At 51.4% G+C, this 25,089-nt stretch carries 22 protein-coding genes; 9 read left to right on the forward strand and 13 right to left on the reverse strand.

Annotated elements, in window-relative coordinates; translation table 11 throughout:
* Nucleotides 1–46 precede the first annotated feature (46 nt).
* Complete coding sequence (polA, locus tag Q1A54_RS15905; protein ID WP_299990180.1) at nt 47–2,887, reverse strand: DNA polymerase I; 2,841 nt, start codon at nt 2,885–2,887, stop codon at nt 47–49.
* Nucleotides 2,888–3,169: 282 nt separating this feature from the next.
* Between polA and Q1A54_RS15910 the strand changes: the two genes are divergently transcribed.
* From Q1A54_RS15910 to Q1A54_RS15920, 3 genes are all read left to right on the forward strand, one after another.
* Nucleotides 3,170–3,748: a hypothetical protein gene (locus Q1A54_RS15910; RefSeq protein WP_299990182.1), complete on the forward strand. Its 579-nt coding sequence runs from the start codon at nt 3,170–3,172 to the stop codon at nt 3,746–3,748.
* Nucleotides 3,749–3,953: 205 nt separating this feature from the next.
* Nucleotides 3,954–4,529 (forward strand): hypothetical protein, encoded by a 576-nt coding sequence (locus Q1A54_RS15915; protein WP_076421394.1) that lies wholly within the window; start codon nt 3,954–3,956, stop codon nt 4,527–4,529.
* 184 nt (nt 4,530–4,713) lie between these two features.
* Nucleotides 4,714–6,093, forward strand: a complete 1,380-nt coding sequence (locus Q1A54_RS15920; protein WP_299990185.1) for a sigma-54 dependent transcriptional regulator — start codon at nt 4,714–4,716, stop codon at nt 6,091–6,093.
* On the opposite strand, the gene Q1A54_RS15925 is transcribed toward Q1A54_RS15920, so the two are convergent.
* The 4 genes from Q1A54_RS15925 to Q1A54_RS15940 all read right to left on the reverse strand — a co-directional run bounded on the left by Q1A54_RS15925 (nt 6,090) and on the right by Q1A54_RS15940 (nt 10,885).
* Nucleotides 6,090–8,822, reverse strand: a complete 2,733-nt coding sequence (locus Q1A54_RS15925) for an ATP-binding protein (RefSeq protein WP_299990187.1) — start codon at nt 8,820–8,822, stop codon at nt 6,090–6,092. The genes Q1A54_RS15920 and Q1A54_RS15925 overlap by 4 nt on opposite strands.
* 166 nt (nt 8,823–8,988) lie before the next feature.
* A complete protein-coding gene (locus tag Q1A54_RS15930) occupies nt 8,989–9,771 on the reverse strand; it encodes a YgcG family protein (protein ID WP_299990189.1) in 783 nt (260 codons plus the stop codon).
* A 6-nt stretch (nt 9,772–9,777) separates the two neighbouring features.
* Nucleotides 9,778–10,215 (reverse strand): TPM domain-containing protein, encoded by a 438-nt coding sequence (locus tag Q1A54_RS15935; RefSeq protein WP_076421397.1) that lies wholly within the window; start codon nt 10,213–10,215, stop codon nt 9,778–9,780.
* A gap of 91 nt (nt 10,216–10,306) precedes the next feature.
* Complete coding sequence (locus Q1A54_RS15940) at nt 10,307–10,885, reverse strand: LemA family protein (RefSeq protein ID WP_196116919.1); 579 nt, start codon at nt 10,883–10,885, stop codon at nt 10,307–10,309.
* Nucleotides 10,886–11,049: 164 nt separating this feature from the next.
* Here Q1A54_RS15940 and Q1A54_RS15945 point away from each other — a divergent pair, with 164 nt between their 5' ends.
* On the forward strand, nt 11,050–12,051 hold the full coding sequence (locus Q1A54_RS15945) for a sugar phosphate nucleotidyltransferase (protein WP_196116921.1): 1,002 nt from the start codon (nt 11,050–11,052) through the stop codon (nt 12,049–12,051).
* A gap of 100 nt (nt 12,052–12,151) precedes the next feature.
* Here Q1A54_RS15945 and Q1A54_RS15950 read toward each other — a convergent pair whose 3' ends face one another.
* Nucleotides 12,152–12,808, reverse strand: a complete 657-nt coding sequence (locus Q1A54_RS15950; RefSeq protein ID WP_196116923.1) for a 2OG-Fe(II) oxygenase — start codon at nt 12,806–12,808, stop codon at nt 12,152–12,154.
* A 436-nt stretch (nt 12,809–13,244) separates the two neighbouring features.
* On the opposite strand from Q1A54_RS15950, the gene Q1A54_RS15955 reads away from it, so the two are divergent.
* From Q1A54_RS15955 to Q1A54_RS15970, 4 genes are all read left to right on the forward strand, one after another.
* Nucleotides 13,245–15,443: a prolyl oligopeptidase family serine peptidase gene (locus Q1A54_RS15955; protein ID WP_299990194.1), complete on the forward strand. Its 2,199-nt coding sequence runs from the start codon at nt 13,245–13,247 to the stop codon at nt 15,441–15,443.
* A 149-nt stretch (nt 15,444–15,592) separates the two neighbouring features.
* Nucleotides 15,593–16,036 (forward strand): DUF5362 family protein, encoded by a 444-nt coding sequence (locus Q1A54_RS15960; RefSeq protein ID WP_196116926.1) that lies wholly within the window; start codon nt 15,593–15,595, stop codon nt 16,034–16,036.
* Between the two features lie 119 nt (nt 16,037–16,155).
* Nucleotides 16,156–16,899: an acyl-ACP thioesterase domain-containing protein gene (locus Q1A54_RS15965; RefSeq protein ID WP_196116929.1), complete on the forward strand. Its 744-nt coding sequence runs from the start codon at nt 16,156–16,158 to the stop codon at nt 16,897–16,899.
* Between the two features lie 283 nt (nt 16,900–17,182).
* Complete coding sequence (locus Q1A54_RS15970) at nt 17,183–17,656, forward strand: GNAT family N-acetyltransferase (RefSeq protein ID WP_299990197.1); 474 nt, start codon at nt 17,183–17,185, stop codon at nt 17,654–17,656.
* Between the two features lie 152 nt (nt 17,657–17,808).
* Here Q1A54_RS15970 and Q1A54_RS15975 read toward each other — a convergent pair whose 3' ends face one another.
* Entirely contained in the window at nt 17,809–18,135 is a 327-nt protein-coding gene (locus tag Q1A54_RS15975; RefSeq protein ID WP_299990199.1) for a DUF4286 family protein, read from the reverse strand.
* A gap of 162 nt (nt 18,136–18,297) precedes the next feature.
* Nucleotides 18,298–19,539: an MFS transporter gene (locus Q1A54_RS15980; RefSeq protein WP_299990201.1), complete on the reverse strand. Its 1,242-nt coding sequence runs from the start codon at nt 19,537–19,539 to the stop codon at nt 18,298–18,300.
* Nucleotides 19,540–19,665: 126 nt separating this feature from the next.
* Between Q1A54_RS15980 and Q1A54_RS15985 the strand changes: the two genes are divergently transcribed.
* Entirely contained in the window at nt 19,666–20,298 is a 633-nt protein-coding gene (locus Q1A54_RS15985; RefSeq protein ID WP_299990203.1) for a YdeI/OmpD-associated family protein, read from the forward strand.
* Nucleotides 20,299–20,437: 139 nt separating this feature from the next.
* On the opposite strand, the gene Q1A54_RS15990 is transcribed toward Q1A54_RS15985, so the two are convergent.
* The 5 genes from Q1A54_RS15990 to Q1A54_RS16010 form a co-directional block, all read right to left on the reverse strand.
* The gene (locus tag Q1A54_RS15990) at nt 20,438–20,965 is read right to left on the reverse strand and encodes a hypothetical protein (protein WP_299990205.1); all 528 of its coding nucleotides are present in this window, start codon (nt 20,963–20,965) and stop codon (nt 20,438–20,440) included.
* A gap of 271 nt (nt 20,966–21,236) precedes the next feature.
* Nucleotides 21,237–21,803 (reverse strand): hypothetical protein, encoded by a 567-nt coding sequence (locus Q1A54_RS15995; RefSeq protein ID WP_299990207.1) that lies wholly within the window; start codon nt 21,801–21,803, stop codon nt 21,237–21,239.
* 56 nt (nt 21,804–21,859) lie between these two features.
* Entirely contained in the window at nt 21,860–24,322 is a 2,463-nt protein-coding gene (locus Q1A54_RS16000) for a TonB-dependent receptor (protein WP_299990209.1), read from the reverse strand.
* Nucleotides 24,323–24,469: 147 nt separating this feature from the next.
* A complete protein-coding gene (locus tag Q1A54_RS16005; protein ID WP_299990211.1) occupies nt 24,470–24,796 on the reverse strand; it encodes a hypothetical protein in 327 nt (108 codons plus the stop codon).
* Between the two features lie 77 nt (nt 24,797–24,873).
* Nucleotides 24,874–25,059 (reverse strand): hypothetical protein, encoded by a 186-nt coding sequence (locus Q1A54_RS16010; RefSeq protein ID WP_299990213.1) that lies wholly within the window; start codon nt 25,057–25,059, stop codon nt 24,874–24,876.
* Between the last annotated feature and the right edge of the window lie 30 nt (nt 25,060–25,089).

Genomic DNA, 25,089 nt, shown 5'->3' on the forward strand with positions numbered 1-25,089 from the left:
ATCAGGTATAGCAGCAGGTATAAGCAGCCGTATAAGCTTATATACCTTAGTGTGCTTCCAGCCAGTTCTTACCCACACCCAGACCAACCTCCATCGGCACGCTTAGCGGCAGGGCGTTGGTCATTAGTTCTACGATTTTTGGCGTCACGATGTCTACTTCCTCTTTTGGAGCGTCGAAGAGGAGTTCGTCATGCACCTGCAGAATCATACGGGTCTTCAGGTTTTCGTGACGCAGGTACTCGTGTATGTTGATCATCGCAATCTTGATGATGTCGGCAGCAGTGCCTTGTATCGGGGCATTGACGGCGTTACGCTCGGCAAACCCACGTACGGTGGCGTTGCGGGAGTTGATATCGCGCAGGTAGCGGCGGCGGCCCAGCACAGTTTCTACATATTCATGTTCGCGGGCCTTCTCGATGGCGCTGTCCATGTACTCCTTCACGGCCGGGAACTCCTCAAAATAAGCCTCAATGATGTCAGCAGCTTCGCGGCGTGGTATACCGAGTCGCTCCGACAGACCAAAGGCTGAAATGCCGTAAATGATGCCGAAGTTGATCGTCTTGGCTTTACGTCGCATTTCGCTGTCCACTTGGTCGAGCGGCACATGGAATACTTTGCTGGCCGTGGAAGCGTGGATGTCAAGCCCTTTTTTAAAGGCTTCCTTCATGGTTGGGTCACCGCTGAAATCAGCCATGATGCGTAGCTCAATCTGGGAGTAGTCCGCCGAAATGATCAGGTGCTTGCTGTCGCGGGGTACAAAGGCCTTGCGGATCTCGCGACCCCGTTCGGTGCGGATTGGAATGTTCTGCAGATTTGGATTCGTAGAGCTCAGGCGCCCGGTTGCCGTCACGGCTTGATTAAACGAGGTATGCACGCGGTTATCCAGTTCGCACACGAGCTGCGGCAAGGCATCCACGTAGGTCGACTTGAGTTTGGCAAGTTCGCGGTGGTCCAGGATCAGGCGCACGATTTCGTGCTCGCCAGCCAGTTTGGAGAGGATCTCCTCACCGGTGGCATATTGGCCTGTCTTCGTTTTTTTGATCTTTGCTTTGCCGTGCAGCCCCATTTTGTCGAAGAGCACTTCGCCAAGTTGTTTTGGTGAACCGATGTTAAACTCTGTGTCGGCCAGTTCGAAGATACGGGTCTCTATACCTTTAATCTCTTGCTCCAGCAGCAGCGAAATGTCGGCCAGCGCATTGGCGTCGATCGATATACCTTCTCTCTCTATACCTGCCAGCACCTGTACCAGCGGGTTTTCGACTTCATTGAACAACTTCATCAGGCCCTGCTCCTGCAGCAGTGGCTCAAAGTAGTGCTTCAGGCGCAGCGTGATATCGGCATCCTCACAGGCATAGTCCTTCACCTCTTCCGGTTTCAGGTCAGCCATCGTGATCTGATTCTTGCCTTTTGGCCCGATCAGGTCGGTGATAGGTATAGGGCTGTAGTTGAGGTAGGTCTCAGCCAGTACATCCATGTTGTGGCGCATTTCAGGCTCCAGCAGGTAGTGCGCCAGCATGGTATCAAAGATTGGTCCACTCACCTCAACGCCATAATTCTTCATCACCAGGATATCGTACTTGATGTTCTGTCCGATCTTAGCGATGTTAGGGTTCTCGAGCACGTCTTTAAACTCAGCGGCGAGGCGCATAGCCTCTTCTTCATTAGGTGGTACCGGCACATAATAAGCTTCACCCGGGAGGTAGCTGAACGACATACCTACCAGCTTGGCCGTAATCGGATCGATGCTGCTGGTCTCGGTATCAAAGGAAAACTCCTGCTGCTTCTGCAGGTAGCGGATCAGGCTTTGGCGCAGAGCCGGCGTGTCGATCAGGTGGTAGTCCTGTACAGTGTTGCTGAACCGCTCAAACGGAACATGTTCAGTTGCCATTTCTGCTTCATCGTTGGCTACAGCTGCAGGAGCCGCCGAGTCAAATAAAGAGGTTTGCTGCTGGTTAGCGGGCTTGCCGCGTCGGGTCGCGACTTTGGCGGGCGATGCTTCGGCCATGGAGATACCCAGCACACGCTGCATCAGCTGACGGAACTCCAGCTCGGCAAACAGCTCAGCCAGTTGCTCTTCGTTAGGACCGTCATAATGCAATGCCTCCGCGCTGAACGGCACTGGCACATCACAGTGGATGGTGGCCAACTCTTTGGACATCATGCCCTGGTCGGCAAAGTTTACCACGTTTTCTTTCTGCTTGCCTTTTAGCTGGTCGGCATTAGCAATCAGGTTTTCTACGGAGCCAAAACGCTGGATCAAAGACTTGGCAGTTTTCTCACCGATACCCGGTATACCTGGTATGTTATCCACGGCGTCGCCTTGCAGGCCGAGTATATCGATCACCTGCTCTACCCGTTCAATTTCAAACTTCTCCAGTACCCGCGCCACATCCCATACCTCTACAGCATTACCCAGGAAAGCTGGTTTATAGAGGAAGACATGCTCCGTCACCAGCTGGCAATAGTCCTTGTCGGGCGTCATCATGTACACGTCAAAATCATCTTTTTCGGCGCGGCAGGCCAGGGTGCCAATGATGTCGTCGGCCTCGTAGCCGTCCATGATGAGCACCGGAATGTTAAAGGCCTCTACAATCTTCTTGCAGTAAGGTATAGCCAGTGAAATATCCTCGGGCATGGCTTGTCGGTTAGCCTTGTACGCAGCGAAATTGTCGTGGCGGAAAGTCTTGGCCGCTGAGTCAAAAGCTACACCAATATGAGTGGGTCTTTCTTTCTGTAGTACCTCTACCAGGGTGTTGGTGAAGCCGAGCACAGCGCCCGTATTCATGCCCTTGGAGTTAATGCGCGGGTTTTTGCTGAAGGCAAAGTGCGCCCGGTAAATCAGGGCCATTGCATCAAGCAGGAATAATTTTTTACGTGGTTCGCTCATGTTATAAAGGTATAGGCTGACGGCTTGCTTTGCAAATTTCTGGTAGCGTCAGGGTATTAAGTTTGTACCATTGGGGCTTTATACGCCACATTGTTACAACATGTCAGGAAATTAATTTTTGCTGCAGAAATAAAATATAGAGATTAAACAATAAATGGAATAGTCTTTGTATCTTCCTAATCCAAGACTGAAAATAAACAAAATTAAAATTAGAAAAGCAGGATGATGCACCTCATGACATGGAAAAGAGCGGTACTAAGTGTATGTTTCGTACTAACCGCCATGCTTGGCCACAGCCAGGATCTGATCGTTAAGAAGAACGGCGAGGAAGTAGTAGGAAAAATTGTGAAAGTGGGGGAAGACACCATCCATTATCGCATGGTAAGCGAAGAGAAAGGCCCACTGCGGTTTGTACTCCGAAACGATGTGTCCTCTATGCAGTTTGCTACTCAACCCTCGCAGCGACAGCTAAACCAGTTGCCGCAGAGCAACGACGAATATGCTACCGCTTCCGCCATACCAACAGGTACCGGAGCGTCACGTAACTATACCCCTGAAGAACTGATGTACCAGGGCCGTCATGATGCACTGATGTACTACAAAGGGCAAGGACCACTTTGGGGCACGGCCGGAGCGACCTTCCTGCTTCCTCCTGTCGGTTTAGTTACTGGTATTGTAACGGCGGCAGTACCACCTAATGTCGACAACCTGTTTCACCCGAACTATCAGTTGATGAAAGAGCCGGTTTATCGGGAGGCTTTTAAGAAGCAGGCCCATAAGCGTAAAGTAGGCAAGGCCGCAACTGGTTTCGGAATAGGCTTTGGCTCACTGATTGCGTTGGCTCTTATGTTAGGCGCATAAGCCCCATCTATACCTGATTACCCAGTTTGTACTCCCCAACCTGTGGAATTTTCGCTACACCTTAAGGCGAATTCCACAGGTTGGGGATTTTTGTTTTAATATGTAATATGTTGATTTTAAACAACTTGAATTAAATATATGGTTTTGGCACAGTTTTGACTAATAGGCTTTAGGAAAAATTAAACTTGAGCGACAGAATAAAACTATGAAAAAAATAACCTACCTGGCAGCCGCCATTGCTTTCTTTGGCTTTGCCTCACTTGACGCTAACGCACAGACTGACAAGAACAAAAAGAAGTCGAAGAAGAAGCAGCAAGTAGAACAAACTACTGAGACAGAAACTGAAGCGCAGGCCGAAACTGGAAATCAGGTAAACTATGAAGAGCAAGTACAGACTGAGACACAGGTAACAACTGAAACACAGACGCAGACCCAAACTCAGACTGCAACACAGGAAGAAAATGTAAAGCGTGAAGCAATCACGCAGGAAGAGCTTCCAGAGCCCGTAAAGCAAACTCTGACGGCTGAGGCTTTCAGTAGCTGGCAGATTGTAGAGGTGTTCCGCGTAACACCTAACGGAAATGCCGCTGGTGCTAACGCACAGGGTATGGAAAACCGTGCTGAGCAGGCGACTCAAAATGCGCAGAATACCAATGCACAGGCAAATGCGCAGGGCCAGGGTGCCAAAACAATGTATGAGATCTTCTTCACCAACGAGCAGCAGCAGAGCGCTAAAGTTCGCATTGATGAACAAGGTAACATTATCCGCGACCAAAAATAAGCCACATAGATTAGATATTAGCGACCCTAATATCATGGAACGAGCCTCCGCCCAGCGGGGGCTTTTCTGTTTTATGCCAACCTTAGCAGCTGCTTTTCGGTAAACAGTCGGAATGCACGCCGGAGTACGAATTTCAGGGCAAAATTTCCCCACTGCCCCACGGTTGTGTATATTGCTAAAGATTATGCCCAGAATACTCTTAATCGACGACGATCCTACCTTTTGCCTGATGCTGAGCACGTTCCTGAAACGTCAGCAGTATGAGGTCAAAACTGCCTATACCGCAGGTGAAGGCCTCAGTCAGCTCAAAGCCGATTCCTTTGATCTGATACTGACCGACTTCAGGCTGCCCGACAAAAATGGACTGGAACTGCTGGAGCAAATCCGCGTGCTTGACACCCAGGTGCCTGTCATCCTGATGACACACTATGCAGACATACGCACAGCTGTGAGAGCCATCAAAATGGGTGCTTTTGAGTATCTGGCCAAGCCTATCAATCCAGACGAAACCTTATTGACCATCCGGAAGGCCCTGACTTACGGGCGCGAAGGCAATGTTGCGACGAAGCCAGTTATACCTGCGCAGGGCGGTTTTACCTTTGTGAAAGGTGCCAGTCCGCAGTCGACGCAGTTAGAAGAGTACATTGCGTTGATAGCCCCTACCAGCATGTCGGTGATCATAGAAGGCGAGAGCGGCACGGGCAAAGAGTATGTGGCCCGCAAGATACACCAGCGCAGCAAGCGGCACGACAAACCTTTTGTGGCTATCGACTGCGGTGCTCTGTCAAAAGAATTGGCTGGAAGTGAGTTGTTTGGGCATGTGAAAGGCTCGTTTACAGGCGCCATGGGCGACAAGGAAGGCCAGTTTGAAGCAGCCAATGGCGGCACGCTCTTTCTGGATGAGATCGGCAACCTATCCTATGAAATACAGGTGAAACTGTTGCGGGCCATACAGGAGCGCAAAGTGCGCAAGATCGGCAGCAACACCGACCTCGATGTGGATGTGCGCATTATTGTGGCCACCAACGAAGACCTGGTGCAGGCTGTGAGCCGGGGTGAGTTCCGGGAAGATCTGTATCACCGCCTCAACGAGTTCAAGATCAACATCTCTCCGCTCCGCGACCGCACGGCTGATATCATGCAGTTTGCCGATCACTTTTTGCAGGTGGCGAATCATGAACTGGAGCGTAACATAACAGGTTTTGACGCGGCCGTAGCCATGGCTTTGGAAAGGTATAGCTGGCCGGGAAACTTGCGGGAGTTGAAAAATGTGGTGAAGCGGGCCGTGTTGTTAGCCAAGGGCAGCGAAATCAGCCTCGACGACCTGCCACCCGAGATCGCCTACCACATTCCGGAGCCGGCCAGCATCGTGGCGCAGCCGGACGCCACGCAAGTAGCCATGCCTGTGACCGATCTGCGCACAGCAACCGAACGCAGCGAGAAGGAACTGATCCTCGAAATGCTGGAGCGCGTGAAGTACAACAAATCCAAAGCAGCCCGTTTGCTCAACATCGACCGCAAGACGCTTTACAACAAAATGCGGCAGTACAACATTGAGGCCTAAGCAGCAGCTCCTGCGGGCTTTTTATGCTTGCTAAGTTCGGTTTCGAGCGCAGAGAGTACAAGAATAGCCTCGGATTTCAATATTGCAGCTGTGTCAGGCAAGTTGTCGGTTGGCAAGCCCGGCTGATGCAGCACTTGCTCAAGCGTATCAATAGACGGTAGCACGCTATGTGCCTGCAGATGGCGGAAAGCTGTTTTCATCTTATGCGCCAGCTCACCTGCCTGTTGCCAGTCCGCAATGGCCGCTGCGATTTCTAGCTGTGCCAGCGAGCGGCGGTTATCCGCTACCAGTACCTCTACAATATCCCACAGCGCCTCCTGATCATCTCCCACAAAAGCCCGCAGCTCATCCAGGGTATAGGCAGCAGGTATAGCTTCGTTTGCCTGTTGAGTTTCGGCTTCAACCTCTGGTTCAACTCCAGCAGCTGTGCTTTGCGTCTCAGTTATACCTGAGGGTGTAGGTATAACCTGAGCATCTGATAAACCTGCTGTCTCTTCTTTTTCTTCATTCCCTATTGAGGTCGTGTGTGCAGGCGTTGCCTCAGGTATAGCCTGAGCAGACAGGGCTTTGCTGAGTTTCAGGTATAGGTCCTGTTCCGTGAAAGGCTTGAGCAAGTGTTCTGATATACCTGTTTTGGCAAAGAATCGCTTGTTACTGCTCATGATGTTGGCTGTGAGCGCCATAATAGGTATAGTAGCGTTCTCTTTTCGGATCGCTCTGGCCACGGCCTTCCCGCTCATGCCCGGTAGCTGGATGTCGGTCAATACAATGTCAAAGCTCTTCTCCTTGATCAGCTGTAGCGCCTCCTGGCCATCGTTGGCCAGCGTGACGTGCATACCTTTGCGACCCAGTATCAGCTGGCAGAGGGTACGGCTGTAGGCGTCATCGTCTATCACCAGCACGGCTTTGCCAGCCAGTACATTGGTGGCAGAGAGCTGAGGCTCAGGTATAGCCTCGAGTTCAGGGGCAGCTACCCGCTGCATTGGCAGTACAATGCTGAACGTGGTGCCTTCGTTTGGTACGCTACGGAGGGTAAGTGAGCCTTCCTGCATCTCCACCAGCTTTTTGCTGATAGACAGTCCCAGTCCGGTGCCGCCATACTTCCGGATGATCGAGTCATCGGCCTGGTTGAACTCCCCGAACACATGCGCGGTCTGTTCCATCGGTATACCAATACCTGTATCGCTTACTTCGATCAGCACCACAACACGGTTACGACGCTGTGATTTAAGCCTGCAGCGCACCTGTACCTCGCCGTCGTGGGTAAACTTAATGGCATTGTCCACTAAGTTGAAAAGCACTTGCCGCAGTCGCAGCGAGTCGCCCAGCAGGTGGCCGCTCAGCTGGTTATCTATGGTGCAGGTGAATCCTATACCTTTGGTGCTGGCCTTGAGTCGGAATGTGCGCTCCACCTCAGTCAGGAGCTGTTTCATCTCGAAAGGTGCCATGTGCAGGTGCAGCTTGCCGGCTTCTAGTTTGGAGAGGTCCAGCACGTCGTTTACGATGTGCAGCAGGTGTTGCCCTGCGCCGTGTATGGCCTGCAGGTGATCCTGTTGCTGCTCCTGCAACTGTGTATGGCCCAGTTGTTCCGAGAAACCGAGCACTACGTTGAGCGGCGTACGGATCTCATGACTGATGTTGGCCACGAAGGCCTCTTTGGCACGTGCCAGTTGAATAGCCTCTTTGCGGGAGCGTTTCAGTTCAGCTTTATACTTGCTGCTTCGGGTCAGATCACGCAGGATGATGAGGATAAAGGCAATGCCGCTCGCCAAACCGAATATCCCGACGAGCAAGAGCACGAGCGATGTTTCTTTGGCAACTTCCTGTGCCTGTGCTGCATTAAGGCGAGCCTGCTGCAGCTCGTAGCGTTCCAGGTCATATACCATGCGGCGAACCTGATCCATGATCTGCTTATCCTGCTGCAGGAGTGCCAGCTCTTTGGCTACCATGGCATCCTGCTGCTGCTGTAGCTCACGCTCCACATCCTTGAGTACAACGCGCACTTTAGCTATGGACGCCATGTTGGTTGGGACTGCTTTGCTGGTGTCGGCGGTGTACTCCTGCTTTACATTCAGTTGTGGGACCACGACAGGCTGTGGTGGTTCCTGTTGTTTGGATTCGTTGCGTTTGCCAAAAAGCTTATGTAAAATACCTTTTTTACTCTCGCTCTGGGCGGGTCTGCTGATGATGGAGTCTGTGTTGTAGGTCAGCCTGTCCGATATGATTGTTTTGGTGCGCTGGTTGATCGTGGTAGTGGCGGGCTGCCGGGAAGCCGCTGAGGCAATCTGTTTCAGCGCTTTATCGGTATAGGCGTTGTTGCCACGCTGCTGTTTTTTGTTGTTCACGTGCTCCTCCAGGCTCTTTCTCTGAGCCAGCAGCAGCGCAGACACCGAGTCGATTTGAGCCAGTTCGGCAGGATTGTCCTGCATGAGCGAGCAGAGCGAGTCGAGTTGGCTGTTGATGTTGCCCAGGTTGTCGAGGTACTCCCGGAAATGCTTGTCTTCGGTGGTGAGGGTATAAGCCCGGATGGCACTTTCTGCCGTGGCAATGTCAGCGAGGGTGTGCTGTAGCTTGGCTAGTTTGGCATTTGGCTCCGCCAGCACATTGACGGAGCTGAGCAGCTGGGTGAAGCTGTTATATGTAAGGTATATGGCAAAAACCACCACCGAAAGCGCCAGCGTAAAGCCGATAACCACCTTCGATTTTATGTTTCCGTTGTTTATTTTCATACGCGCAGATGCCCCTCCAATTGCAAAGGTACTAATTTTTGGGGAGCAATACTTTCTGTAACGATAAGAAAGCCAGAATCATATGTTCGTGGCAACACCGCTTGTACGAGTACGCTGCGGGCAGTGTTGGGGTAATACCCTGACGGAAGCCTGCGGGTATAGCGGCTTACCAGCTGCTGCTGGCACCGCCTCCGCCGAAAGAGCCGCCACCGAAACCGCCGAAGCCACCGCCTCCGCCGCCAAATCCGCCTCCTCCGCCAAACATGCCGCCACCAGTACGGAAAGTGCCAAAGGAGCCTGGCCCCAGGATAGGTCCTCCGAGTGTGCGTACACCGCGACCTCCTCTGCCGCCGCCACCTTTAAAGCGCGACATAACGAATACCAGCACAATCACGATCAGGATAATGGCTATCAGCGACGGCCCTTCGCCTTCGCCCTGGCTGGCCTGCGGATCAGCCTGGTACTCACCGCTGGCCAGGCTAATGATCAGGTTCGTCGCTTCATTCAATCCTTTGTAAAACTCTCCCTGCTGAAAATTGGGTTTGAGCGTGCGCTCGGTAATGCGTTTGGCAATGGCGTCAGGTATGATGTGCTCCATGCCATAGCCTGTCTGAATGGCTACTTTGCGCTCATTGAGAGCTACAAGTATAACTAAGCCATTGTCGTTTTTGCTGCCGCCCACGCCCCACCGCTCACCCAATTCGGCCGCGTACTGGTTTGCGTCATAGTCGCCTATGGATTTGATAGTGACAATCGCGATTTGGGTAGAGGTGGTGTCGTTGTAGTTGACCAGTTTCTGTTCCAGTGATTGTATTTCGCCCTGGCTCAGGATACCGGCCAGGTCGTTTACCAATCGAGGTGGGGTGGGCCTTGGCGGGAAATCATCGCTTTGGGCTACCGCCAGGGTACTCAACAAAGTAAGGTATAGGAACAGAATGGATCGTTTCATGGTGCGTTATTTTCCGAACGATATGTCGTCGCTCAGTTCGTTTAGGTCGCCTTTGTCGTCGTACGGGAAGTGTGATTTGAGTTGCTCACCCGCCATGATAACGCCTTTGGCAAGACCGGCGGCATATTCCTGCTTTTTGAAGTGGGAGATCACTTCGGCGGTAATGTCTTCCCAGAAGTGGTCGGGTACGATGGCATTGATGCCTGCATCGCCCAATACGGCAAACTGATGGTCTTTGATGGCCACATAAAACAGTACGCCATTGCGCTGCTTGGTCAGGTGCATGTGGAGCTGGGCAAACACTTCTGTGGCACGGTCGAGCACATCGCCTTCGCAGTTGTTCTCTATGTGCACACGGATTTCACCGGACGTATTACGCTCCGCCTCCTGAATGGCCTCCATGATGACCTTTTCGTCCGCTTCGGTTATGGTATCTTTAGGCATATTATTGATGGCTAGATGGTTGCATGGTTAAATTGTTAAAATCGCGATAGAGTCAACCATTTAACAATTTAACCATGTAGCAATTTATACTTTAGAACTGCACCGTAGGAGCTCGTTCAGCACCAGGGTCGGCCTGGAAGTGACCTTTGCGCTCAAAGCCGAAAATGCCTGCCATCAGGTTGTTAGGGAAGGAACGCACTGTGGTATTGTAGTCCTGTACTGCCTCGTTGAACTTGCGCCTCTCCACCGAAATGCGGTTTTCGGTGCCTTCCAGCTGCGCCTGCAGCTCCAGGAAGTTCTGGTTTGCCTTCAGTTCCGGATAGCGCTCCACAGACACGAGCAAGCGGCTCAGGGCACCACCCAGTTCGTTCTGGGCAGCCTGGAAACGCTGCAGGTTCTCTGGCGTCAGGTCGTCGGCGCTGAGCTGTACGCTGGTTGCTTTGGCGCGGGCATTGATCACGCTCTCGAGGGTTTCGCGCTCAAAATTGGCAGCACCCTTTACAGTATTCACCAGGTTTGGTATCAGGTCAGCACGGCGCTGGTAGGCGTTCTGCACGTTAGCCCATGCAGTTTCTACGGTCTCATCTTTCTGCACCATGGTGTTGTAACCGCAAGAAGATTGAGAGGCCAGAATAATAAAGCCGATCAGGTAAAAGAATATTTTTTTCATGTCTATGGAAGGGTATAGTTTGTATACGATATAAGTACAAAGCTAAGCGATATGATTACGGAAAACATAGTATGACGTTGTGAAATTGCTAAAACACTATACTACTCCCCTTAATCCTCAAAACTCTAATCAAAAATTACTATATTGCTGAAAAAGTGTAGTATATGAAAGTCGTTATTCCTGTTGCTGGTGTTGGTTCTAAACTCCGTCCGCACACGCACACACAGCCTAAATCGCTGGTGCCGGTGGCGGACAATACGATACTGGGGCACATCGTGGAGCGACTGATACAGGCGGGTGTGCAGGACTATGTTTTCATCATCGGCTACCTCGGCGACAAGGTCGAAAACTACGTGCGTCAGAAGTATCCTCAGATCAGGGCAGAGTTTGTGGTGCAGGAGCCGCGTGAGGGTTTGGGGCATGCGCTTTGGATCGCCCGTGAAACGTATCGCCACGAAGACAGTGTGCTCATCATGCTGGGCGACAACATTGTAGAGGCGGATCTGCCCGCCATTATTGCTTCTCCTAAGTCAGTGCTCGGTGTCAAGAAAGTGGCTAAGCCCTCGCTGTTTGGAGTGACAGAAGTGGGTATGGACGAGTATATCGTGAAGGTGGTTGAAAAGCCGAAGATTCCGAAGTCAAATTTTGCGCTGGTGGGGCTCTACAAGATCATGCAGCCTGAAAAACTGGTGCGCTCGCTCGAGCACATCATCACCGAAAACATACGCACCCACAACGAATATCACCTCACCGATGCGCTTATGCACATGATCCGGCAGGGGGAGAGAATGGTGACCTGGAACGTGGACAACTGGTTTGACTGCGGCCGCAAGGAGACGCTGCTGGAAGCCAACGCCAAACTGCTGCGGCACCCCCGCTTCCGGGAGCTGGATTACTCAGGCGAGTATCCCGGCAATATCATCATTCCGCCCGTGAGTATCGGTTCCAACTGCAACATCACACATTCCATCATCGGACCTAATGTAGCGATCGGCGACAATACCACAATCTCCCGCTCCTCACTGAGCAACTCTATCATTGGGGCTTACTCCGAACTGCAAAACGCCGTGATGCACGACTCCATCATTGGTTCCGACGCCAGTTTTAAAGGGCTAAGCCATAGCCTCAACATTGGGGACAGTACAGAAATTAACTTTGCGCAGTAGTCGCGCTGCCTCATAAAAGACCGTGTAGCAAAGGACAAAAAGCTTTCAATCATACTTTGTCCTTCGCTGACTGGCCTTTGTCTGCCTTAAAATCCCGATCCTACAAAAACGTCAGTTCGTTCAACTGGTCCAGCATCCAGCCAGTCAGGCTGTAGCGGTGACGGTTAGCGGCGAGTACCTCGTGCGGGATGATGTCAGCACGAAAACAGGCCAGACGACCGGCAATGGGCAGCACATTCACTTCTTCTTCCGAGCCATCTTCTTTAGGCAGGTATAAGCGCAGATTACCGCCGTTCTCAGGTTGCCAATCTTCGTTCAGGTAGCAGATAAACGACAGACGCCGGTGGTCATTGGTCTGGAACTGGTCAAGGTGACGTTGGTATACAGTGCCCGGCGGGTACACTGTGAAGTGAAACTCAAAATCCTTTAGTCCCAGAAAGCAGGTGCGGTTGATGTAGCGCATCACCTCGTGCATGCGGTCCAGAAATACCTGTGTTGGCGGCAGCGCCTGCGATGGTTCTATCCAGCGGATAAAGTCGCCGCGTACCTGCTTGTCCACCGTAAACTGATCGGCGGTGCCTATACCTGCTTTTTTGAAAGTGCCCTGCTCCTGATGGTGTTGCAGTACCTCCAGCAGATTGCGTACCTCTTCGGGCTCCAGAAAATTGTCAATGATCGCATATCCCTTGTCAGACAAGCGATCGGCTATCTGTTCGAACTTCTGTAACAACTTCTCCTCTTCTACTTCTTCTATCATCTAAATCTGAATAAAAACCTTTGTATAAAAAGCCAGCAAATGTAATGCGCAGCGACATCGCTTGTATACGGTGCCCACAAAGATTTTTTGGCTGGAACCGGCTGAGAATAAAGCAAAAAGGAAAGTGCCCCTTCGCTGTGGCGCAGGCATTGTTTTCAGGAGGCATAATCGCTTTTATACTGGTGCTGTTTCAGCCTTTTGGCAGCTACTTGTGGCAGCATCCATGCAAGATCAGGGTGTAGCGCCCGACGCTGCGAACCTAACCATAACACAGGCCTGTCAGATGTGGTACTGATCCGAAACTCAAAAGCTGCTACGTCTACTAAGGCAACTTTATAGGTATAAGCGCTGTTAAACGACAGGTATAGCCTGATTCAGGTTAATTGCCTATCTTAGCTTTTCCGTAACTCAACCTTAAAATCGACGGTACTAAACAATGAAAAAATCAACTGTTCTATTGCTGGCAGGCGGCCTGACCGCTGTCTCGGCCTGCAAATCCACCCAAACCGAGAATACCGCCACTGGCATGAATACCGAAACCACGACTACAGCCCCTGCACCGGCTGCAACGCAACTCAATTACCCTGAAACCAAGAAAGTAGACCATGCAGACGATTATTTCGGCACGAAGGTAGCCGACCCGTATCGCTGGCTCGAAACCCACAATGAAGAAGTGGACCAGTGGGTAGAGGCGCAAAACAAAGTGACCTTTGATTACCTCGACGGCATCGAGTTCCGTGACCAGATCAAAGAACGTCTGACCAAGATCTGGAACTATCCGAAGTATGGCGCACCATTCAAGAAAGGCGGCAAATACTACTTCTATAAGAACGACGGTCTGCAGAACCAAAGCGTGCTCTACGTGCAGAATTCCCTGGAGAGCGAACCGAAAGTGTTCCTCGATCCGAACAAATTCTCTAACGACGGTACAGTAGCCCTTACGGCATTATCTTTTGACAAAGATGCCAAGTATGTGGCTTACGGTACGTCAAGCGGCGGTTCTGACTGGAATACCTACGAAGTGATGGAGGTGGCCACAGGCAAGAAGCTCGACGACAAAGTAGAGTGGGTGAAGTTCTCGGGCCCAAGCTGGCACAAAGACGGCTTCTTCTACAGCCGCTACGACGCCCCGACTGAAGGCAACAAACTGGCCAACAAGAACGAGTACCACAAGGTATATTACCACAAAATAGGTACGCCACAGAGCCAGGACCAACTGGTGTATGAAGACAAAACCAAGCCGCTCCGCAACTACTATGGTCAGACCACCGACGACGAGCGCTTCCTGATCCTGAACGTGTCGGAAGGTGCCGCTGGCGCCAACGCCCTGTACTACCGTGACCTGACAGATGCAAAGTCTACTATCAAACCGATTGTAGATAGCTTTGAGTCGGAATACAACGTGGTGGACAACGTAGGCGACAAGCTGTTGGTGCGCACCAACAAGAATGCCCCACGCTACCGCCTGGTGCTGATTGATCCGAAAAAGCCGCAGGAGCAGAACTGGAAAGTTGTAGTACCGCAGAACGAGAACGTGATGACAGGCGTGTCATTAGTAGGCGGTCGCATCATTGCTTCTTATATGAAAGATGCTGCCAGCGAAGTGGTGGTATACGACACCAACGGCAAGCAAATGAACAGAGTAGAACTGCCAGCCATTGGTACAGTAGGTGGCTTCAGCGGCGAGAAAGACGACAAAGAAACCTTCTTTACTTTCACTTCATTCACGTACCCGCCAACCATCTTCCGTTACGAAGTGGCCAGCAACAAAGTAACGCTGTTCCGCAAAACCGAAGTAGACGTGGATACTGAAGCCTATGAAACGAAGCAGGTGTTTTATACCTCAAAGGACGGTACTAAAGTGCCGATGTTTATCGTGCACAAAAAAGGTCTAAAGCTGGATGGCAACAACCCGACCTACCTGTACGCATACGGTGGCTTCAACATCTCCCTGACCCCAAGCTTTAGCATTGCCAACATGCTGTGGCTCGAGAACGGTGGCGTATACGCCATGCCGAACCTGCGTGGTGGCGGTGAGTACGGCGAAGACTGGCACAAGGCAGGTATGACGCCGAACAAGCAGAACGTATTTGACGACTTCATTGCCGCAGCCGAATACCTGATCGACAACAAGTATACTTCCAGCGAGAAACTGGCTGTGGGCGGTGGCTCGAATGGTGGTCTGCTGGTAGGTGCCTTTATGACGCAACGCCCCGAACTGGCCAAAGTGGCTGTTCCTGCTGTGGGTGTAATGGATATGCTGCGTTTCCACAAGTTCACCATCGGTTGGGCTTGGGTACCGGAATACGGCTCATCAGAAGACGAGGCACAGTTCAAAAACCTGTATACCTTCTCGCCGCTGCACAACCTCAAAGAAGGCGTAAAGTACCCAGCCACGCTGGTGAAAACCGCTGACCATGACGACCGTGTAGTGCCAGCGCACTCCTTCAAGTTCATCTCCGAATTGCAGGACAAGGGCGCTCCGGGCAACCCATACCTGATTCGCATCGATGTGCGTGCAGGTCACGGTGCCGGTAAGCCGACTTCACTCGTTATCCAGGAGTGGGCGGATACGTGGGCCTTCCTGTATAAGAACATGGGTGTGAACCCATACGCGAAGCAGCAGCAGCCATAACAGGTATAGCTGATAACTGAATCACAAAAAGCCAGTGCTGCAGAAATGTGGTGCTGGCTTTTTTGTTTTCTGCACCACCTCAGTTCCATTTGATTTCTATAGCTGTATTCTTATATTTAGATAATCAACCAACCTTAAACAATAATTGAATGGACACAGAATTTTACAATGAGCAGCCTCAAGGGTTAAGCATTAATTTAGCGTCAAGAGATTTCTTGCAGAACACGGCGAGGTGGGGCAAGTTCTTAGCTATAGTTGGTTTTGTAGGCGTTGGCATCATGGTCCTGTTCGGGGTTATAGCCTTAACTATGGGAGCCAGCCTTGGCGGTGGAGCCATTAGTGGCACCTTCCTGAGCCTGTTCTATCTTCTGTTTGCTGCGCTTTATTTGTTGCCGGTTTTGTACCTGTACAGGTTTTCGAGCAACATGCAGACTGGCCTTATGACTGAGGACGAAGAGACAATTGCAGCGTCATTCAAGAATTTAAAGTCCCTCTTTAAATTTATGGGCGTTCTTACAATCGTCTTCCTTGGATTTTATGCGCTGGCGCTGCTGGCCATGTTCTTTGGTGTCGCTATTGGCTCTTCCATCTAAATTAGCCTTTATGCTAAAACAGAAAAGCACATCCCTCCGATGTGCTTTTTTTATACCGCTACCTCCTGGCCCCCTCCCTGATTCTTGCGTACCTTGCAACACGAACTATCCTACACGCTATGAAATCAGTAACCGGGCAAAGCGAGTTTACCGTGCGCTCCACCGAAACCGATCAAAACGGACAGGCGACCTTACCAGCGCTGGTCGGGTACATGCAGGAAGCTGCTTGGGACAACACAGCCACCATGGGCATCTCCATGTACGAGCTGCTGGAACAAGGCCTGACCTGGGTGCTGCAGCGCATGCGCGTCGAGATGTTCCGCTACCCCCGGCACCGTGAAAAGATTACGGTCGAAACCTGGGCCTCTGGCCGGGAGCGCGTGTTTCTGCACCGCGACTTCAGGGTATACAGCGCCGACCGCGAGCTGCTGGGGCAGGCGACGAGTGTGTGGCTGGTGATGGATGTGGTGAAGCGCCAAATGGTGTCTGTGCCCGATTTCATAACAGCTGTGGAAGTAGTGCCCGGTGAGGAGCCATTGCCTTTTGCCAAAGGGAAACTGCCGCAGCTTGATCAGATCAGGTATGAGGAGCAAATGCCTGTCCGCTGGCATGACATCGACCTGAACCGCCACGTCACCAACACCCGCTACCTGCAATGGGTGCTGGAAACCTTATCAACTGAAATACTCACAACGCAGCAGCTACAGGAAATAGACATTATCTTCAAAGCGGAAAGTACGCTCGGCGATACTGTGCTCGCCACAGCAGGACCAGCGGAGGAGGCCGATACGTTTCTGCACAAACTCACGAGCATCGATTCAGGCAAAGAACTGGTTCAGGCGAGAACCAAGTTTGGGAGTTGAGGAGGTATAAAGTTAAAATTTCGACTAAATTGCAGCAGTCGTTGCGCAAAAGACCTCACATTGTTTCCCAAACCTGTGAGCATCTGTGCTAACTGCAGCGCTATACCTGGGTTTATGTCTTGTGCTGCCCAGGTATGGCAGTCTGGTATACTTGTTTCGAACGGAAGCGCTTCGTAGCAACAAGACACTCACAGGTCTGAAAGACACTGTGAGGTCAGCACTTAACTACAGCATGATTAACCCTGAAAATCTTCACTAATCCTCAAAATCCTGATTCAGACAAATGCTAAACATCAGAAAAGGAACCATAGATGACCTGCCACAGGTACACAATTTAATTAAAGAGCTGGCGGTATATGAAAAAGCGCCAGACGAAGTGACCAATACACTGGAGGATATGCATTGGGATGGCTTTGGGGAGAATCCGATCTTTAAATTCTTTGTGGCTGAAACTGAAGAGGGCATCGTAGGTATAGCGCTTTACTACATTGCCTATTCCACGTGGAAAGGAAAGATGCTGTTTCTGGAAGACCTGATTGTGACCGAACGCCAGCGCCGCAGTGGCATTGGCAAAATGTTGTTCAACGCCGTTGCCCGCGAGGCGAAGGAGATAGGTGCCAAGCGCATGAAGTGGCAGGTGCTGGACTGGAACGAACCAGCAATCGCTTTCTATAGAAAAATAGGTGCCAACCTTGATGGCGAGTGGATAAACTGCAACATGACCGAAGAACAGATCAAAGCTTACACCGCGGACTAAGGTATGGCGTGACTCAGGTGGCCTGCAAAAGCATAAATGCAGCAAAGCCGACAATGACTATGCCCTGCGCGAACACTTACTAATTCAGCTAAATAAGAACAGGCCCGTGCTCAGGTATAGCACGGGCCTGTTTGCTGATAAGATGGACTGGTTTACTGATCTTTTTCCACATCCTGGCCTACAATCTCCAGCAAAGAGCGGAAAGCCACAAATTTTTCCGGATAGCGGTTCAGCACCTTGGCTTGCAACCCCGGGGCATGATCGCGCTGGTACTGCTCCAGGTCTTCCAGGTTGCGGCAGGTGTACTGTACGGCGTAGGTAGTGCCGCCATTGTCTTCCTCGTGCAGCAGGCGGGCAATTTGATTGTTCAGAAAATAGCCTGTTGCCATTACTTCCGGTATGTGCGTGCTCTTCATCCAGTCCAGCCACTCTTCGGCCACACTGTTGTCGATGTTGATAGTTACGTTGTATATAATCATACTCAAAATTACGATTTTGGCAGCTTTTTGTAAGGTATAGCACTGAAAATTTGCTGAAATGCTTAACCTGTGAGGGCAGCAATAGGCAGACAGTAACGCATGTGGCAAGGTATACCTGCAGCCTCAAATGCTCTTCAGCTTAATGCTTGATACTGCCAGCGATTACAGCGGCTCCATGTAATTCAGGTCTTTGCCATAGGTTTCATCCAGCGTCAGGATAGAGTAGATGGCAATGGCCAGGCAGAGCACGGCCAGTAGTATGGCGCCCGGTACCAGCCCGACACCGTCTTTGAGATAAGTAAAGGCAATGGTGAGTGGCACGACTGCCCCCCGCACAAAGTTAGGCACCGTGGTAGTTACCGTAGCCCGGATATTAGTGCCGAACTGCTCTGCTGCTATGGTCACAAACACGGCCCAATATCCCCCGGCAAAGCCTAACGCCACACACAAGGTATAAAAGGCTGTCAGGCTGAACTCCCTGCCCAGCAGGTACACGCTGATGAAAATGCTGGTGAGCAGCAGGAATGCCAGCACAATGTTTCGTCGGCTCTGGAAGCGCTGGCTCAGGAAACCACTGGCAAAATCGCCGAAGACCAGGCCGAGGTAGCAGAAGGAAACAGCCCGCGCCGCCGACACTGTGTCTTTCACCCCCAAGGCTACCCCAAACTCAGGCGAGAAGGTAATGAGGATGCCGACCACATACCAGATCGGCACCCCGATCAGGATACACTTGAGGTACTTCCAGAAACGTTTGACATTGGTAAAGAGCGACAGAAAATTGCCGCGTGTCACATTGGCCTGCTTCAGGTTGTTGAACATGCCCGACTCGTATACCCCAACCCGCAGCAGAAGCAGCAACATGCCTAGTCCGCCACCGATGAAATAAGCCGTGCGCCAGCCAAAGTACTCTCCGACTATACCTGCCAGTATGGCTCCTGATATCCCGATGGTGGCTACTACCATGGTGCCATAGCCGCGTTTTTCTTTAGGCAATACCTCTGATACCAGCGTAATACCTGCGCCCAACTCTCCGGCCAGGCCCACGCCCGCTACAAAGCGCAGCACTGCATACATGGGTATAGTGGTCACAAAGCCGTTGAGGATATTGGCGATGGAATAGAGAAAAATTGAGCCGAAAAGCACCGATAGCCTTCCCTTCTTGTCACCCAGCACACCCCAGGCTATACCGCCCAGCAGCATACCGGCCATTTGCATGTTCAGTAGCATCACGCCGTCTTCCAGTAGGGCGGTAGAGTCCGTTACACCCAGTGACTGCAGGCTGGGAATACGCACAATGCTGAAAAGCACGAGGTCGTATATGTCGACAAAGTAGCCTAGGGCCGCTACAATAACAGCCGTGTTGAAAAGGTAGTGCTTTTGAGGTGATGATTGCAGGGTGGGCATAAGGTTCAGGTTATGACAGCTTTAAATATAGCGTTTTGCTGATAATTGTGAAAGACCTGGCCGTGGAGGTATAATCTTTTGACGATTTCCCTTAGATTAGTGTGTTCGATCTAATCAGAAACTAGCATGCAGGATATAGCCAGGAAATTAAATTTAAAAGCAGGATGGCAGGTGCTGGTGCTCAATGCGCAGGCAGGTATAGTTGAAGCACTGCAGAGCCAGGGCATAACCACCCATACTTCTCCCGAAAAAGGTGTGGAGTACGATGCGGTGCAGGTGTTTGCCACTAATAGCAAGGAGCTAAGCTACTATATACCTTTGGCTGTGCCGTCGCTCAAGCACAATGGCATGCTGTGGGTAGCTTATCCAAAGAAATCATCGGGAGTAAAGTCGGACCTGAACCGAGACAATGGCTGGGAGTCAGTGTCAGGACTGGGCTACGCTCCTGTCCGGCAAGTGGCGGTGGACGATACCTGGTCTTCGCTGCGTTTTAAGCACGAGTCGGAGCGAAGTGCTCCTTCTAAATTTGGAGTAGATGCCCCAGGTATAGACCGCAAGAGCAGAACAGTGGAAGTTCCGCAGGACCTGCGTGAGGCACTGGAGTCAGCCGGGTTGCTGGAGACTTTCGAAAAGCTGGCCTTTACGCACCGCAAGGAGCATGTGCTGGCCATACAGGAAGCCAAGCGCCCCGAGACAAGAGCCAACCGTATCGGCAAAACCATTCAGATGCTGATGGGACAACAACTGCTCGGCCGTTAAAGCAGGTATAGCGGTCCTGTGCACAACAATGCGGAGCCTTGCTGCGGATTGCATGCGTAGCCTAAAAAGAGTCAGAAAACAAAAGACCGCAACAGGCTATACCTGTTGCGGTCTTTTTTATGCTTTTTATCGCAGCAACTTAGTTTGCCACGATCACATTAAAATCAACATCAATGTCTGTGCTGCCAGCAGTGGTGTTAGTGCCTGTCTTCAAGCCGCCCGGCTGGTGCTTCAGCACCACTTTCAGTTTGCCGTTGCCAGTACCTGCGCCGGTTGTCACAGTCGACTCCAGCCCTACAGGACGGTTGTTCTGGTCCATGTCTGTGATGGCTACGTTCACAGTAACATTGCTGCCTGCATCAGGCGTAAAGGTATATACAAGTAAGTGCTCGTCACGCTCATTGCGGATTTCGGCAGTCATATCAGCTACTGGCGTCTTGCTTTCATCGGCTAATGTTACCACAGCAGTATACTCTGTTCCCGGTCTTAGCGTGAGGGGAGCATTCTGAACCTGGGTACCTGTTATCGTGCTGATAGTAGCTTCTGCATCCTGGCCTTTACCTGTTGGCGTGAGCGAGATCGTGACAGCAGTGATTACCTCTTCTTCTTCATCCGGACCTGGTTGGTCATCGTCTTTGCATGAAGTGGTAAACAATAAGGTTCCCATTAACAGAAAAGCCATATACGGCCTCAATAGCTTGTTCATAAGTAATGAATTTCGTTGTAATAGATATAAATTAGAACTTAAATATATAGCCTTTTGGCCAAATATACGACAGTTTTGTAAGAATAGACTTGTTGGTCTATGCCTAATATCCCGATTACGCCAATTCAGCTCAGCTTGTTATTGCCTATGCACTTATGGCAAAAATTCGTGGCGAATCAAGAGTAAATTAGAACAGGCACCCATCTGAATGCCTGTTCTAAATGGATTCTTCTTACTGTAGTGTAATGTTGAATTGCACATCCGCATCAGTGCCACCTGTGCTGATGTTGCTGTTATCCGTCTTTAAGCCGCCCGGTTGGTGCTTGAGCACTACCCGCAGTTTACCTGCTTGCGGATTTGAAGATGTCTGGATAGTGTTCTCCAGGCCAATTGGGCGGCCGTTGCTGTCGCGGTCTGTAGTCGTCACGGTAAGCAGTGTGGCTGGTGATGGCTCAAAGAAGAACTGGTGTTCGCTACCCTTCTCCCTGATCTCTGCTGTCAGATCTTCTTCGTGGTGCGACTCATCCATCAGTTTAATGGTAGTGTTATATACCTTGCCTGCCTGTAACACTACGTTTTCCGGAGTATACACAGGATCTTGTCCACCGTCACCATCCAGGTCACGGTAAGTGGCTGTTACGGCCTGGCCGCCATCCTGCGGTGTCATAGTGAGCATCACAGTCGTGATCAGCTCTTCCTCATGGTCATGCGGTTCATGATCATGGTCGTCGCAAGAGGTAAAAGCTAAGAGTGATCCGAAAAGTGCTAGTGTCAGGTATGGTCTGAATATTTTGTTCATGATAAAAAGTCTTTTTTGGTTTGAAATGAAAAGTTGAACGATAAAGCCGAAATAGGCTAGCGGCCGCTGAAGTTGAGCGGAAGTTTCACGCGGAACAGCAGCATGCGTCCCATATCGTCAGTAAAGTACCTGAAGCGGTTCAGGTAGTCGCGGTAAGCAGTATTGAGCAGGTTGCTGCCCGTAATACCCAGCTCCACAGGCTGTCGCCCGAAGTGTACCGTAGTGCCTGCCTCTAGGTTGAGCAGGAAATAGCCCGCTGGCGGGGCCATGTAGTCTTGCTCAGCCACAGTAGGCACGCGGCTTTGCTCAGCTACATAGGTGCCACCCAGCGCAAAATAAGTATCGCTGGTATTGCCTATACCTGCCAGGCGATCCGTGTCGAAGCGCAGCATGTTGTTATACCTGTCCGCTGGTACACCCACCAGGTGGTCGTTCAGGTCCAGGTTGCGGGCACGTACTATAGAAGTGCGCGACTCCAGGTATAGCTGCGGTGTGAAGCGATACTCAAGATCCAGATCTATACCTCTGAAGATGGCATCCGCCTGCTTGTACTCAAACGTCGGGAAGGCCCCGCGAATGGTGAGTGTCGGCGGCTGCACTGGTGCCAGGTAGATATAGTCGTTGATGAAGTTGTTGTACACGCTCAGCTTGCCGTTCAGGCGCTGGTTGCCATAGTAGGTCACCGAAGCCTCAAAGTTGTAAGCCTGCTCGGAGTTCAGGTCGCGGTTGCCGCGCTCGTAACTGGCAGAGCCATGGTGTACCCCGTCACTGAACAGCTCGTTCGCCCCCGGCGCCCGCCAGGCTGAGGTAGCGCTCAAGCCGAATGTGAGGTGGTAGCCCACGTCATACAAAGCACCTAAAGTACCCGAAATGTTGTGGAACTGGTACTCCGGCCGGATAATGTCAGAGTTTCGCTCCCGCTTCGTGATATTGAGTTTCTTGTAATCGTAACGCAGCCCGCCTTCGAGTTGCAACCTGTCTTTGCGCCACTTCTCCGTTACAAAAGCTCCCGCCGTGAAATTGCGGAAGAAAGGAATGAAGTAGCGCCCCTTGTAGGTATTGTTCTGGTAAATCGTATTAATGCCCATAGCACCTGTAAAGTTGCCTACCGGCGCGTGCTCCCAAACCGCTTCGGTGGTATGCGTGGTAATATCCAGTGTCAGCTCCGGGTCGGCGCTCGATGCACGGTGCAGGTCGTACTCCTGGCGGACGTTACGCTGCAAGCCGTACACAAACTCCAGTCTGCCCGCATTGCCTGTATCCCAGTAGGCTTTGGTTTTGAGCAAATGGTGACTCACGTCCTGGTATGGGCGATCGATGGTATAGGTAAAGTCGTAACTGGTCTGCTCGGGCCGCTCCCGCCCGATAGCGTTCTCCAGGTCAGTCAGGTTGCCGATGTGCGATGCCTTGAGAATGCCCAGCTTCGTGTTGAACTGGCTGTAATAAACCTCCGCTCCATAGTTTTCCTTCTTATACCCAAGTGCTCCCGAAAAATTCAGTTCCTGAAAGCCTGTGTTCTGCATGTAATAGTCGGCTGTGCGGGCATTGCCGGCACGCTTTGCCGTACCCTGCAGGCGCCAGCTCAAAGCAGGTATACTGGCAGGCTTGCCTTCTACAGTAGCCGAAACAGCTCCCTGGCGGTTGTTGGTGGACCCCAGTAGGTTTAGCTCACCACTCACGCCAGCCGTGTCAGGCAGCGCCTTTGGCTCCACGAGCACCACTCCGCCAATGGCGTCGGCACCGTAGCGTACGCCGGCAGCTCCTTTCACCACCTTCAGCTCAGAGGCCACAAAAGGGTCTATCTCCGGTGCATGCTCAGCCCCCCATTGCTGTCCTTCGTGGCGTACGCCATTGTTGAGCATCAGAATGCGGTTGCTGTGCAAGCCGTGGATAACAGGCTTTGAGATGGTTGGGCCGGTCTGCATAGTAGACACTCCCGAGAGGTTTTGCAACGACTCCGCCAACGAAAGGCCGCGTGTCGTCTCCAGTTCCCGCCCGGAAAGCGTTCCCGTAGACTGTGCCTCCTCGGTCAGGCGCTCTCCCGTGATCAACACTTGATTGAGCTGCCGCGCATCGATGTGCAGTGTGAGGTTGCGTACCGTAGAGGTGGTCATGCGGAGCGTAGGCCGCTCCATCACATAGCCGATATAAGTGACCTTGAGGGTATAGCTACCCCGGCACAGGTGATGAAAATGGTAATTGCCGTATTCGTCCGACAAAGTGCCACGCTGCAGCTCTTCTATATAAATAGTAGCGCCAATTAGTGGCTCCCGGGTGTCATGGTCCAGCACCTTGCCTGAGAGGGTAAGGCCGCAGTCCTGCTCCGGGGTGTCGCCGTCCAGGTATAGTTGCCCCTGCGCCACCGCCATAGGAACCATGAGTAGTAGCTGCCACAAGAGCACGATTATGAATTTGGATCTATACACAGTTTGTGTAAAGTTTAGGTATAAGGTGTTGGCTACTACAGCCTGCCGCTTACCCGCCAACTGAAAAGCAGCCACAGGTATAGGTACAGCCATAATGCCAGAAAAATAAATAACAGGAATACCAGAAGACAGTACCTGATGCCGATAAGAAAACAGCAGGTATGCTATACTGATAAGCCAGTCTGAAAACAGATGTCGGGAGAGGCGACATGCCGTAAGACTGGAAAGGGGGCGGAAGGTTTAGCCGAGTGCGGGCGGGCCGCGGAGTTTTAGGCGGGCAAAAGAATCAAAAGCCGAATGGTGGGTATACCGAGCTGTATACTCCGGCAGCATAACAGGAGCCCTGAAGGTATAGACGATGGCAGCGCTCTGGTAAGGCGCCCCAAACAGATCTTCTACCGGACAATGGCTGTGCTTTTTCTCAACATGCGCATTTTTCTGGTCGCCTGGATGCGCATGCTCGGTGTGGGCATGGCTGTGCAGGCTAAGCAGCAACTGATCCGGCACCATGGCGCGCGTGAACAGCAGCAACAGAAAGAGGGCGATATATGTTGTGAAACGGTACACCTAAAGCATGGCTTTAAAACAAAGATAGGACTTTTTTGCCAATGTTGCATGTACGCACAAATGCGCTGCTAGTTAAGTTATGCCTGGGCTATCACTAAAAATATGCCAAAACAGCCCAAGGCTATACCCGAAACAGTCGCACAGAGCCAGTTTTCTGCCATCATGTCACAATTGAGCGGCGAAGTTTTCTGTGGAACAGGATTTGAAAGCGCTTGAGCAGAAACACCGGTTTCCTTTTTCAAAGGCATCGATTCAGAAGACATCACTTATTAAAATATAGATTTTAAAAGTAT

The organism is uncultured Pontibacter sp. (genome assembly GCF_947502515.1).
Lineage (GTDB): Bacteria > Bacteroidota > Bacteroidia > Cytophagales > Hymenobacteraceae > Pontibacter.

Bases quoted from the DNA above. Each gene is read 5' to 3' on its own strand.
- Q1A54_RS15925 (WP_299990187.1), bottom strand. From the start codon at position 8,822: ATGAAAATAAACAACGGAAACATAAAATCGAAGGTGGTTATCGGCTTT.
- Q1A54_RS15980 (WP_299990201.1), bottom strand. From the start codon at position 19,539: ATGCCCACCCTGCAATCATCACCTCAAAAGCACTACCTTTTCAACACG.
- Q1A54_RS15940 (WP_196116919.1), bottom strand. From the start codon at position 10,885: ATGAAAAAAATATTCTTTTACCTGATCGGCTTTATTATTCTGGCCTCT.
- Q1A54_RS15960 (WP_196116926.1), top strand. From the start codon at position 15,593: ATGGACACAGAATTTTACAATGAGCAGCCTCAAGGGTTAAGCATTAAT.
- Q1A54_RS16000 (WP_299990209.1), bottom strand. From the start codon at position 24,322: ATGGCTGTACCTATACCTGTGGCTGCTTTTCAGTTGGCGGGTAAGCGG.
- Q1A54_RS15935 (WP_076421397.1), bottom strand. From the start codon at position 10,215: ATGCCTAAAGATACCATAACCGAAGCGGACGAAAAGGTCATCATGGAG.
- Q1A54_RS15920 (WP_299990185.1), top strand. From the start codon at position 4,714: ATGCCCAGAATACTCTTAATCGACGACGATCCTACCTTTTGCCTGATG.
- Q1A54_RS15990 (WP_299990205.1), bottom strand. From the start codon at position 20,965: ATGGGAACCTTATTGTTTACCACTTCATGCAAAGACGATGACCAACCA.
- Q1A54_RS15910 (WP_299990182.1), top strand. From the start codon at position 3,170: ATGCTTGGCCACAGCCAGGATCTGATCGTTAAGAAGAACGGCGAGGAA.
- Q1A54_RS15950 (WP_196116923.1), bottom strand. From the start codon at position 12,808: ATGATAGAAGAAGTAGAAGAGGAGAAGTTGTTACAGAAGTTCGAACAG.
- Q1A54_RS15955 (WP_299990194.1), top strand. From the start codon at position 13,245: ATGAAAAAATCAACTGTTCTATTGCTGGCAGGCGGCCTGACCGCTGTC.
- Q1A54_RS15970 (WP_299990197.1), top strand. From the start codon at position 17,183: ATGCTAAACATCAGAAAAGGAACCATAGATGACCTGCCACAGGTACAC.
- Q1A54_RS15965 (WP_196116929.1), top strand. From the start codon at position 16,156: ATGAAATCAGTAACCGGGCAAAGCGAGTTTACCGTGCGCTCCACCGAA.
- Q1A54_RS15930 (WP_299990189.1), bottom strand. From the start codon at position 9,771: ATGAAACGATCCATTCTGTTCCTATACCTTACTTTGTTGAGTACCCTG.
- Q1A54_RS15975 (WP_299990199.1), bottom strand. From the start codon at position 18,135: ATGATTATATACAACGTAACTATCAACATCGACAACAGTGTGGCCGAA.
- Q1A54_RS15985 (WP_299990203.1), top strand. From the start codon at position 19,666: ATGCAGGATATAGCCAGGAAATTAAATTTAAAAGCAGGATGGCAGGTG.
- Q1A54_RS16010 (WP_299990213.1), bottom strand. From the start codon at position 25,059: ATGTCTTCTGAATCGATGCCTTTGAAAAAGGAAACCGGTGTTTCTGCT.
- Q1A54_RS15945 (WP_196116921.1), top strand. From the start codon at position 11,050: ATGAAAGTCGTTATTCCTGTTGCTGGTGTTGGTTCTAAACTCCGTCCG.
- Q1A54_RS15915 (WP_076421394.1), top strand. From the start codon at position 3,954: ATGAAAAAAATAACCTACCTGGCAGCCGCCATTGCTTTCTTTGGCTTT.
- Q1A54_RS15995 (WP_299990207.1), bottom strand. From the start codon at position 21,803: ATGAACAAAATATTCAGACCATACCTGACACTAGCACTTTTCGGATCA.
- polA (WP_299990180.1), bottom strand. From the start codon at position 2,887: ATGAGCGAACCACGTAAAAAATTATTCCTGCTTGATGCAATGGCCCTG.